This is a genomic window from Limosilactobacillus reuteri subsp. porcinus, from assembly GCF_036621895.1.
Classification (GTDB): domain Bacteria; phylum Bacillota; class Bacilli; order Lactobacillales; family Lactobacillaceae; genus Limosilactobacillus; species Limosilactobacillus reuteri_J.
This window is the reverse complement of sequence record NZ_LN887469.1, coordinates 1-11,386: the sequence shown is the minus strand read 5'-3', so window position 1 is coordinate 11,386 and position 11,386 is coordinate 1. Positions and strand designations below refer to the sequence as shown.

The 11,386-nt window shown below is 34.7% G+C and carries 9 protein-coding genes and 2 pseudogenes; 10 read left to right on the top strand and 1 reads right to left on the bottom strand.

What is annotated here, in order from left to right; genetic code table 11:
• Positions 1–516: 516 nt before the first annotated feature.
• The 7 genes and pseudogenes from rfbB to AACL61_RS08195 all read left to right on the top strand — a co-directional run bounded on the left by rfbB (position 517) and on the right by AACL61_RS08195 (position 8,062).
• Complete coding sequence (rfbB, locus tag AACL61_RS08230; protein ID WP_339111228.1) at positions 517–1,557, top strand: dTDP-glucose 4,6-dehydratase; 1,041 nt, start codon at positions 517–519, stop codon at positions 1,555–1,557.
• Positions 1,558–1,716: 159 nt separating this feature from the next.
• Positions 1,717–2,504 (top strand): annotated as a pseudogene (rfbD, locus tag AACL61_RS08225) (dTDP-4-dehydrorhamnose reductase).
• 149 nt (positions 2,505–2,653) lie between these two features.
• Positions 2,654–5,062 (top strand): AAA family ATPase, encoded by a 2,409-nt coding sequence (locus tag AACL61_RS08220; protein WP_339111227.1) that lies wholly within the window; start codon positions 2,654–2,656, stop codon positions 5,060–5,062.
• A 192-nt stretch (positions 5,063–5,254) separates the two neighbouring features.
• Positions 5,255–6,533: pseudogene (locus tag AACL61_RS09965) on the top strand (ISL3 family transposase).
• A 178-nt stretch (positions 6,534–6,711) separates the two neighbouring features.
• Positions 6,712–6,960 carry a type II toxin-antitoxin system PemI/MazE family antitoxin gene (gene mazE, locus AACL61_RS08205; protein WP_339111224.1) on the top strand — a complete coding sequence of 83 codons (249 nt, stop codon included), beginning with the start codon at positions 6,712–6,714 and terminating at the stop codon, positions 6,958–6,960.
• A complete protein-coding gene (locus AACL61_RS08200) occupies positions 6,954–7,310 on the top strand; it encodes a type II toxin-antitoxin system PemK/MazF family toxin (protein ID WP_339111223.1) in 357 nt (118 codons plus the stop codon). The genes mazE and AACL61_RS08200 overlap by 7 nt, the downstream gene beginning before the upstream one ends.
• Positions 7,311–7,486: 176 nt before the next feature.
• Positions 7,487–8,062: a hypothetical protein gene (locus AACL61_RS08195; protein ID WP_339111222.1), complete on the top strand. Its 576-nt coding sequence runs from the start codon at positions 7,487–7,489 to the stop codon at positions 8,060–8,062.
• A 15-nt stretch (positions 8,063–8,077) separates the two neighbouring features.
• Here the strand turns inward: AACL61_RS08195 and AACL61_RS08190 are convergent, their stop codons facing one another.
• Positions 8,078–9,472, bottom strand: coding sequence for a PucR family transcriptional regulator (locus tag AACL61_RS08190; protein WP_339111221.1), 1,395 nt, complete (start codon positions 9,470–9,472; stop codon positions 8,078–8,080).
• 143 nt (positions 9,473–9,615) lie between these two features.
• Between AACL61_RS08190 and AACL61_RS08185 the strand changes: the two genes are divergently transcribed.
• From AACL61_RS08185 to AACL61_RS08175, 3 genes are all read left to right on the top strand, one after another.
• Positions 9,616–10,527, top strand: coding sequence for an NAD(P)H-binding protein (locus AACL61_RS08185; RefSeq protein ID WP_339111220.1), 912 nt, complete (start codon positions 9,616–9,618; stop codon positions 10,525–10,527).
• Positions 10,528–10,734: 207 nt separating this feature from the next.
• On the top strand, positions 10,735–11,040 hold the full coding sequence (locus AACL61_RS08180) for a hypothetical protein (protein WP_086118488.1): 306 nt from the start codon (positions 10,735–10,737) through the stop codon (positions 11,038–11,040).
• 19 nt (positions 11,041–11,059) lie between these two features.
• Positions 11,060–11,332 carry a hypothetical protein gene (locus AACL61_RS08175; protein ID WP_339111219.1) on the top strand — a complete coding sequence of 91 codons (273 nt, stop codon included), beginning with the start codon at positions 11,060–11,062 and terminating at the stop codon, positions 11,330–11,332.
• Positions 11,333–11,386: the final 54 nt, after the last annotated feature.

The window sequence follows — 11,386 nt, the reverse complement described above, 5'->3', positions numbered from 1 at the left end:
ATTCATGAGTTATGTCACAGAAGAACAGCTTTCAACTTTTTTCTAATTTAAATTGACATTTCGGGAATAAAGATAAGGCAGACTGATGGAAATTATCACAGAAAAATTCCTTGTGGCTTTACTAAAATTGGTGAATTAACCCATTTGGTAGTTCAGAGTGAGCTAAACATAACAGATATTAGTATTGAAAAAGCCTTAGGGGAGATTATGGCTGATTTAGCCGTGCTCAACTCTCATGCCTCTATTATTACAGTTAATAAATAGTCTTAATAATATTAAAGTCCAGCATAGGGAGCATATTGTCGATTATACTTTAGTTGATTTTAATACTCTTTGTGATGATAAAGAAAAATAAAATAGTGAATAGTTTTACAATTGGTGGTTTATTTAAGCGGTATTTAGGAATGTCATTTTAACTCTGGACGAAATAATTTTATTTGTGGAATTGGTTATTAATATACAATTATAAAGAGAAATTCTATTTGCTGTTTATGGTGAAATTTAAGCGAGGTCGTTATGGAAACTTTTAAGAATATTATTGTTACAGGGGGAGCCGGTTTTGTTGGCTCCAACTTTGTTCACTATGTTGTTAACCACCACCCAGAAGTTGGACACATTACGGTTTTAGATAAGCTGACTTATGCTGGTAATCCTACTAATCTCGATGGCTTGCCAAAGGATAAAGTTGAACTCGTGGTCGGGGATATTTGTGATAAAGATTTAGTTGATCAGTTGGTAAGCCAAGCTGATGCCGTTGTGCATTATGCAGCGGAAAGTCACAATGATAATTCCTTGATTGATCCCACTCCGTTCATCCAAACTAATATTGTGGGTACTTCAGTTTTAATCAATGCTTGTCGCAAGTATGACGTTCGTTACCACCATATTTCAACGGATGAAGTATATGGGGATTTACCATTACGAGAAGATTTACCCGGTCATGGTGAAGGGAAAGGAGAAAAGTTTACTCCCGAATCACAATACCGGCCATCAAGTCCTTACTCTTCATCAAAGGCTAGCTCTGACTTGTTAGTACGGGCTTGGGTCCGGTCATTTGGCTTACGGGCGACGATTTCCAATTGTTCCAATAACTATGGTCCTTACCAACACATTGAAAAATTCATTCCACGCCAGATTACTAATATCTTGAGCGGCATTCGGCCTAAGCTTTATGGATCCGGCAAGAATGTCCGCGACTGGATTCACACCAATGATCATTCTCAGGCAGTTTGGGATATTTTGACTAAGGGGAAGATCGGTGAAACTTACCTGATCGGGGCCGATGGTGAAAAGAACAACAAGGAAGTTCTGGAAATGATCTTAGAGTTAATGGACCAACCTAAAGACGCTTATGACCATGTTAAGGATCGTCCAGGACATGATTTGCGGTATGCCATTGATGCAACAAAGCTGCGGACAGAATTAGGTTGGGAGCCAGAATTTACTGATTTCAAGACTGGTTTACAACACACAATTGATTGGTATACCAAACACCAAGATTGGTGGAAAGATGAGAAAGCCGCGGTTGAAGCAAAATATGCGAAAAATGGTCAATAAAAGATAAAAAGAGTCGTGTTATTCTCAAATTTAAGGAATGCACGACTCTTATTTTAAAGGACAACAGAAAATTAGGATATTGAGAGCTGTTGCCAAATATTGATTATATCATCAATTTTAAGTAAATAACGAAAATTTTAATTTAACGGTCAATAATTACTGAACTTGCTAAATAAACATGAAATTGTATATAATTTTAAGCAGTCCGATATCACTGATCTAGCCGTTGTAAATGAAAAGATTAGCGCCCTTAAGCCGAAAGTAATCTATCATTGTGCAGTTGATAACGCAGAAGATGTTGCCAAAGACTTCAATTGGCAAGTAAACGTAGACGGTACGCGCAATGTTGTAAAAGAGTTGGCGCTAAGATGGTTTACATCAGTATCGATTATGTCTTTGATGGGACCAATGAAAGCGAGTATGAAGTTGATGCGCCCACTAATCCACGAAATGAATATGGTAAAGCTAAACTTGCCGGTGAAAAAGCAATCCAAGAAACATTAGCTGATTACTACATCATTCGCACATCCTGGGTCTTTGGTAAATATGGCAAGAATTTTGTCTACACGATGCTTCGTCTGGCCAAAGACCATGATAAGTTCACCGTCGTTAACGATCAGTTTGGTCGCCCAACATGGACTAGAACGCTGGCCGAATTTATGACATACTTAGTCGATCATAATCAGCCATTCGGTACCTACCAACTATCTAACGAGAATAGTTGTTCCTGGTACGAATTTGCCACCGAGATCTTAAAGGATAAAGATGTTGAAGTCACTCCCGTTGATTCTTCAGCATATCCGGCCAAAGCTTACCGCCCTCGCCATTCAGTTATGAGCTTGAAGAAGGCGGAGAGCACGGGCTTTGAGATTGTGGACTGGCAGACTGCGTTAGATGAGTTTATGGGAGAAATTAGAAGGATGCGAGAGACCGAGAAAAACTTCTAATCCAAAGCAAAAACCGGATGATGAATTTTCGAAGAAGTGCAAGCTCTTCAATGTAAATATTATAATCTTTCTTACTCTAAACTAATTTATTACATTGAAATTGATGTAGAATAATGAAGAATAAGCTTATATAGTAGAGGTGATTAATTGTGAATCAAATATCAAAGGTGGCTGGAATAAAAGTAAAGGGGAGAATTTTCTCTGAACAAACCATACTGCAATTACTAGGGTATACAAAAAAGGGAAATAAATGTACTTCTAGGTCATCTTTAATATATGGAGAAAACGGTTCCGGGAAAACTACTATTTCAAGAGCTTTTCTGCAGGCATCTGGTAAGCAACAAGATTTAGAAAAGGCAAATTTTGTTGATAAAGATGGTCTTGAAATTGATTTAGAAACTAAGAATGACAATGTATACGTTTTTAATGAAGACTATATAAATTCAAATATTCGTGTAAAGGGGGAAAGTTTAAATTCGATAGTTATTTTAGGTGAGCAAAAGAAAGTTGACGATGAACTTAATGAGGTAATCGAAAAAGAGCAAAAACCCTTAGAAAAGAAGATAGAGCAACAAAAAAAACAACTGGAAAAAATGAATGATGCCACTAATGTTAATTCAGAATTGTATTATGTTAAGAGAATAGAAAAATCGCTGAAAGGAGATTATAACTGGGCAGGAAGAGGAAGAGAAATAGTGGGCCAAAAAAATAATGTTCGTGTTACTAAAGAAAGGTGGATGAAAATTGCTAGACTATCGCCATCTGAGTCAGATACAGAGCTTAAAGAGAACCTAGATAAGGGATTAGACAAACTACGTAATATTAGAAAAAATGCTAATAACAGTAGTTATATCCAGACAATTCCTACCGAGTTAGTGAATAGTCTAAAGCAACAAGTGATTAAAATATGTGGGTTATTAGAAAGAAAAATAGATGAACCCTTTCTTAATGATAAAGAAAAAGCAATGGAATTAGCGATTAAGGCTACAGTCGAAGAACAAAATTTACATAAAACCATCGATTACTTTGGCAAAAAGGATAAGCATTATTGCCCATTTTGTTTGCAACCGGTTTCGGATGAGTACATTAATGAATTAGTTAAAAATGTTGAAGCCTTTTTGAATGATGAAGTAAAAAAACATGAATCAGAACTAACAAGATCAAAAATGGATTTGTTAAACATTGATTTTAGTGGCTATGAGAAGTTAGATCCATCGGCTTGTAAGTCTTGTGAAGACGACTTAAACAAATTAAATAGGGAAATTGAAAAAATTAATGATAGGATTGATGAAAAACTTCGCAGACCGTTTATTCCATTAAGTCTAAATATAGATCAGTTTAATTTTACATTTCATAATTTTATGGAAGAGTTAAATCATGCTAACGAACGTATAGAAGATTTTATAAAGCAGTCAGCTCAGATTGAAGAGTTTAAAAATCGGTTATATAAAATAAATGATAAAGTGGCGCATTTTGAAATTCTAGAATACTACAAGGAATATACAAGGAAGTCACTTGAAAAGAAACGATTAGAGAAAAATAAAGAAGAAAATAGTGAAAAACTAAATCAAGTTAATAGAAAAGTTAGCACATTAATAGAAAAGAAAAAGAGTATAGTGATAGCAGTATCAGAAATAAATGATGCTTTGCAATATATTTTCTTTTCAAAGGACAGACTTAGTATTAAAGTACAAAATGATAATTATGTTTTATATTCAAGAGGAAGACCGGTACTACCAGGTAATGTGTCAGTAGGGGAGCGAAACATTATAGCTCTATGCTATTTCTTTACTAGCCTTTTGAAAGATAAGAATAAAGATGAGGCGTACAGTGAGCCATCGATCATTGTAATTGATGATCCAATATCTAGTTTTGATATGGAGAATAAGGTTGGTGTTATTTCGTATCTTAGATATGAATTAGAAAAAGTTGTGCAAAATGAGGAGACAAAAGTAGTTATTCTTACCCACGATTTACAAGTTTTTTTTGATGTCGAAAAAATATTTAGTGAATTATTCTCTAACATGAATAAAAAAAACATTGTAGAATACCGACTTAACAGTAATAAATTGGAGGAATTAGAGAATAAAAATGAATATACATTAATGTTGAATGACATATATAGCTATGCGAATAGTGAAGAGGGAGTTAATGAAACAACAATTGGTAATGAAATGAGAAGAGTATTAGAAGCATTTTCAACTTTTCTGTATAGAGAGGGGATTGAAGCTGTATCAACGAATGAAGATATTTTGAAATGCTTATCTTTAGATGAGAGAAAATACTTTAAAAACAGGATGTATCGATTAGTATTGCATGGTGAAAGTCATTCTGAAGAAAAAATAAAAACAATTGACGATTTGAACTTTTATCAGTTTATATCGTCAACTGAAAAAAGAAGAACTGCGCAAGACATAGTGTGTTTTATATACTCTTTAAATAAAGAACATTTGCATGCTCATTTATGTCATCATGACAAGGGTAAGTATCAATGGAAAGAGGTTCAAAGAACTATTAAAAATTGGAGAAAAGAAAGAGAGTTTATAGAAGTTAATTAGTAAGCAGTCCGTATCAACCACGTCTGAAAATCACACCCAAATCACTGGAAAAGGTATTCTATAACATCTGGTATTGATATGGAGATATTACTTTCTATACCAATACCAGATTTTTTGTTTTTAAACTAAAAAAGAGGCTCCCCCTCTGATACAATGAAATCGCCAAATCACATAGTAAAGAAGGTAACCTCCATGGATAATGACACAAGAACTCTTCTCAATTTAACAGACCCTCATTTAAATTTTCCTCATCATTGGCTTAAATATAAATCAATTAAAAACGTTCGGGTGGCACAAATATCCTGTACCCTTTCTTATATTCCGCGTGCTTGTCCAAATTGTGGCGTTATTAATCATGGACAAATCTTAAAATATGGTTTTTATCAAACTAAACACAAATATGGACAATTTAGGGCTCAACCATTAATGTTGCTTGTTAATACTCAACGTTTTCAATGTCCTGACTGCCATACAACATTTAATGCGACTAGTTATCTTTTTGAAAAGCAACGAACAATTAGTCGTGATTTAAGGCGTGAAATTATTCTTCGGTTAACGAGAATTCAAACAATTAAAGATATTGCCCATGATTTGTTTATCAGTGAAGCTTCGGTCCAGCGGGTCCTTTTGGACCTCGCTGATCAATACAAGCCGAATTTAAACTATCTACCGGAAACACTATGTATTGATGAATTTAAATCAATGCGGAGCGCTAAAGGTAAGATGAGTTTCATCGCCGTTGATGGTGATCGGAGTTGCTTATTTGAGCTCCTTGAAGATCGGCGATTACGTAGTTTATTTAAGCATTATCAACAGTTTACACGTGCTGCCCGTTGCCGGGTAAAATATCTGGTAATGGATATGAACGCTGCTTATGATCAACTAGTTAAAACCGTTTTTCCTTGTGCTCAAATCATCTATGATCGCTTTCATATTGCCAAACACCTTAATGATACGATGGCGAATTCATGTCTTCAATCGTTTGCGAAAAGGTGATTCTGCGGAGCAGAAACAAGCTCGGCGCCTTAAACGTTATTGGCGGCTATTTCTTCAAGATCGGGAAAATTTAAGTACAAAATTTTATTATGAAGGACGTTATTTTAATCGTGTTGTCAATTCTGTTATGCTCTTAGACTTAATGTTAGCGTATGACCGGGAGTTAGGAGCTACCTATAATTTTATCCAATCCTTGAAGCGTGCTTATAATCAACGTGATTTTACAACTTTCTTTCAATTACTTAAACTTTGGCCAGACAGTGTTAGCCATTATACAATTCACCGGTGTCGGGTTTTAGCGCGCTATAAAGAGGGAATTAAGCGTGGCTTTGAGACGAAGTTCTCAAATGGTCGAACCGAAGGGATTAATAATCGAATTAAAACTATCAAACGAGTTGCCTGTGGTTATCGTTACTTTACGGCATTTAAAACGCGGATTTATTTAATTATTGGCCACCAAATTCAAACTAACTAAAAAGAACCGCCACGAATGACGGTTCTAATTAGACCAATTTAATTGGCGAAGATTCATATTTGCGTATCAACACTACTTGACGTAGAGCCAAAAATTGTTGATACTCAACACGGAAGTAATTACTTTTTTTAATTACAAATGGCATAATAAAAGAAATTTGATGATAGGGTGTGAGTATATGGATATTACGAAAACTAGAATTCAAGGAAATGCATTAGTAGTAACGATTCCTAAGTCACTAGGTGTTGAGCCCGGTACAGAATATCGGTTCAGTAAAGAGTCTGATGGTTCATTGAAATTAACACCAACTAAAAAAGTACCCGAAACCATGGCTGAACTTTTTAAGGGATGGCATGGTAAATACGAAATACCAACTGATTTGCAAGATTGGGATAGCAATGATCCAGCAGGTCAAGATTTGTGGTAAAGGCGAATGAAGCTACTAAACTAAAACGAAGAAGTATTATTTATATTAACTTTGATCCTTCGGCAGGAGCAGAAATTCCAAAGCGTCGCCCAGCTGTGGTAGTTAGTAATGATATTCTTTCAGAAACTTCACCTTTTGCATGGGTAGTTCCTATTTCGCATGGCACTTTTAATGGTGAAGACTATCCTTTACACGTCCAATTAGATAATCGCACACAGACAAATGGAACAGTTTATGTTGAACAATTAAAATCGTTTGACTTTCATCAACGCAAATGGCAATTTGTAGAAACAATGCCGGCTGATTTGTTTGAAGAAATCCAGAAAAAGGTTCAATTAGTGATTAAATGAGATTGTAAATACGGGAAATGAACGCAAAAGAATTCAGTTTATTTTTTCATCATAGAAACTATATTTCACAATCTTCTTTTGAACGTATGTTTGTATGGAAGAACTTTTTATGATAGCCTGTTTAAGAACATATGTTTTGGGAAGCGCGCTTAAACACAAATTGTGAGGCGTTTATAATGAGTGTGAATAACAAGTGTTTAACTGATGAGCAGATTCAAGATGCGTATATTTTCATGGATGGTACTTTTAATAAGAGTAAAGAATTTGACCATGGTTTGTTTAGTGAATGGCTTATTTTAAAAACAATACTTGATGATGAGTATGAAGAAGAAATAGAAGTTGCGAAAGTCAATCTCTATCTTTTTAATAGTAAGCAAGTTGATTTCTATGAGGCTGCTGATAGTATTGATGGACATCAAGAGTTTATAGCATCTAAACTATTAAATGTATTTCAGATTGATCCTTTGAGTAGAATTGCAATTATTGATAATTTGTATGTTAATAGTGAAAACACTACAGCTAAGACAAAAATAAAGCTATTAAATGAACAAATTTTACCTTATTTATATGACTGGGGATTTGAGTATGCAGCGTTCTTAAATGCAAGTATCTGTTACGAAGGTAGCCGTTTAGAGCAAGAAACAACTGATAATGCATTTGAGAATGAAATACCGATGATTCGAGAAATTGGTGAGTCAGAAAGATGGGGAGAAGGAGTTAATCTTGTTGATTTAGAGGAATACAAGAGCTGAATTATATATTTTCTTTTATCCAACAAGCAAACAGGACAGGAAAACATAAAGATATTCTCTTGGTGCGTTGTAATTAATCTCGTATTCCTGTTCTAGCTTATTTAAGCGGTAATCTAACGTCGAGCGATGAATTTGAAGGGCAAGAGCGGTCTGTTTCTTATTCTCGTGATTTAGAAGGAAGAGTTTCAATGTTTTGAATAGTTCTGAATTTTCTTTTGCTAGTTTTTGTATTTGGGGACTTAGATAACTATTCAAAGACTGATCTTGGCGGATATGATCAAGAAGATCTAGAGTAATGTAATCATGATATTGATTAAACGTGTTTGCTTCCCCCAGTCTTATTGCCTTGACTGCTTGTTGATAGAATTGATTAAACTGGTGCAGATGAGTAAACGAATTGCTCAGTCCTGCACTGGTTTTATTTCTAATTAAATAAGGGGCTAACTCTTGCATAATCGTTTTGGTGATGACCGGACTGCTATTTTCCACCATATAAACATTGTAATCATCATAGTGGAAACTGATAAACCTTGTTAGAATCGTTCCTAAGGGTTGAATATTAGTTGTTGGAGCCTTTATACATAACACACTTAATGGTCGTTTTAGTTGATGAGGGTCAAATTGGAGACGATTTTTAATCTCACTGACTGAAATGTTTGGCCGCGCTAAAATATCACGAAGCAAACCCTCAAGATTGTTTCCTTGTGATTGATAGGGAAAGTTATGCAGTCCGACTGTTGCTGAAATTTTATCAATCACTGATTCGATCGTTGATTTGTCCTTTTCAAAGTTAGGACGATCAACAATAACAATGACAAGATAGAAGTGATCTGAATTCCGCAAACCGATCTTTTGCAAATAGAAAGGTTGGTTAAAATCAGTGAATCGATACTCCTTTCCATTACCTTCTCTTATTGAATGCACTGCTTGCACTAAATGTTCATTTGCGTTATCTGCAACCCTAATATATCCTGCCTCAACGGTTTTTAACCAATCATCTGAGACTAGCCTGGCTTTTCCTTCACTGTGGCCGAGGAGTTTTAAACTGGAATCAAAAATCAAAAGCGAATTTGTTATCTTTACTTGAATAACCTGTAAAATTCTTTGAACAGGATGCTTATATGAAAGGGCATCGGCTAACTGATTTTCCCATCCTAAGTAGTTAATAATTTCTTTTTGTAACAAATTTAAAAGTGCCGCTGGAGTCCGGGTAGTGCGGATCCACGATTGTTGCTTATTACTTAACGATTTAGGACTAATTATGATTTTACTTACCATTTTATTACCTTGATATATCTGAAATGCAGAGCCAGCTAACTTAAAATTTAACGGGCTAATGTCTAATTCTCTTAATGAGTTAGTTAAATGATAATCTTTTGCGACTTTACTCACAATATGTTCTAGTTTCATCTGTTTTCTCCTACATAATGTAGTAATTTTTAGGAAATAATTACTGCTTTATTAATGATGATATATGAATTTCTTTCTATTATACTTTAAAACATAATGTGAAATAAACCACAAAGTAATTATTAAGATGGAGGATTAGTAAAATGAAGAAATTAATTGTTACAGGTATAGATGGTAACTTAGGGAGAGTGGCGGCTAAAGAAATTCAAAAATTAGTTCCAGCTGAAAGATTAATCTTTTACAGCTACAACGAGGATGCGCTCAAACCTTATGAAAAAGTTGGCATTGAAACTCACCAAACTGATTTTAATCATGCAGAAGGGTTAGGGGATGCGTTTAAGAATGGTGAAAAATTGCTATTAATCTCTATGCCGTTTGTTGGTGCTAAACGTCAGGCTGCGCATAAGAATGTTGTCGATGCAGCTAAAGAAGCAGGTGTTGACCAAATTATTTATACTTCCTTAGTCAATGCTGATGATCCAACAAATCCAAGTGTTGAAAAGAAAGATCATATTTATACGGAAAATTATATTAAAGATAGTGGTCTAGATTACATCTTCTTACGCAATTCGCAATATGCCGAAGCAATGATCACTAACTATTTCACCTATGTCAAGGGCGATGGTGTTTTGAAGAACAATCAAGGGGATGGCTTAATGGCTTACATCTCCCGTCAAGATTGTGGTAAAGCGGCGGCTTATGCGTTAGTTTCTAATGATTATCACTCTGCAATCTTAAATATTAACGGGGCAGAAACAATGACAATTAGCAAATTCATTGAAATTGGTAATGAAGCTACCGGGAACAATGTTAGTTACCAAGAGATTACCGATGAACAAAATTATGCTATTTTTGATGCGATGGGTGTTCCTTGTACAACTGATGGAAAGTTCAAGAAAGACTCTGAAGTACCATTCTCAAGTGATGGGATGGTAACGTTTGGTCAAGCAATCCGTGAAGGAAAGATGAGTTTGAAAACCGATGATTTTGAGAAGCTCACTGGTGATCAACCCTTAACCGTTAAATACATGTTTGAACACTCGGACGACTTCTAAATTGGCGCCCGGCACTCACAGGATAAGTAAGTTAAATCTGAAATAATATTGCTAAGGTCAATCAGCGTAAATACGTTGGTTGATTTTTTTAGTTCTGAACTCGCAAAAATAACAGTAATGTATAGTAATTATTCGAAAGTATAGATTTTATGCTCAAAAGTATGGTAAAATTATTCCGAATATATGTTCGGTAACTGGGTGCTGTTTGTGGATACGATTGAAATATTAAGTGAAACTATCTCGTTAATTAATCAGCTTTATTTGAATTATAATCAAATATATTTTAGTGGACATCCAAAGATCTATAAAATGAATAAAACATCATGTACAGATGCATTAAACGAAGAGATATTATTCACCATTCCAAAATATCTGGATTTACTAAATCAGTATAAACTTAATGAAATTAATACCTCTCCGTGGGAGTTACAGATTTGGGATATTCAGGATGAAGAGCAAAATAAAAAACTACATTCTGATCATGTCATGAAAAGCAACGAGATAATATTCTAAAAGAAGGAGGCAATAAGTCATGATTCAATTAGTCGAATTAGTTACAGTTGATAATGAAGATTTGGCCTACCACTATGGTTCGGATAACGTAGACGAAGTGTTTGAACATGAAAGATTCTTTAATAAACTGATTAAAGATATTCCATTGTCGTTTAGTTCGCATATTCTTGCTACAGAAGATGCTTCATTTGATTCTTTGTGTGAAAAAGATCCATATTTTAAGCGGTTTATTGATTATCATGATTTAAACCTTTTTATCCATAAATTTGCAAGAATACCCCTACTTCTATAAGTAGGGGATGAATCGCTCTCTTAAAGCACGTTAGTGCTTTTTCTTTTGTTCTAT

Coding starts and splice junctions, on each gene's coding strand:
- AACL61_RS08185 (WP_339111220.1), top strand. CDS start 9,616: ATGAAGAAATTAATTGTTACAGGTATAGATGGTAACTTAGGGAGAGTG.
- AACL61_RS08190 (WP_339111221.1), bottom strand. CDS start 9,472: ATGAAACTAGAACATATTGTGAGTAAAGTCGCAAAAGATTATCATTTA.
- AACL61_RS08175 (WP_339111219.1), top strand. CDS start 11,060: ATGATTCAATTAGTCGAATTAGTTACAGTTGATAATGAAGATTTGGCC.
- rfbB (WP_339111228.1), top strand. CDS start 517: ATGGAAACTTTTAAGAATATTATTGTTACAGGGGGAGCCGGTTTTGTT.
- mazE (WP_339111224.1), top strand. CDS start 6,712: ATGGATATTACGAAAACTAGAATTCAAGGAAATGCATTAGTAGTAACG.
- AACL61_RS08195 (WP_339111222.1), top strand. CDS start 7,487: ATGAGTGTGAATAACAAGTGTTTAACTGATGAGCAGATTCAAGATGCG.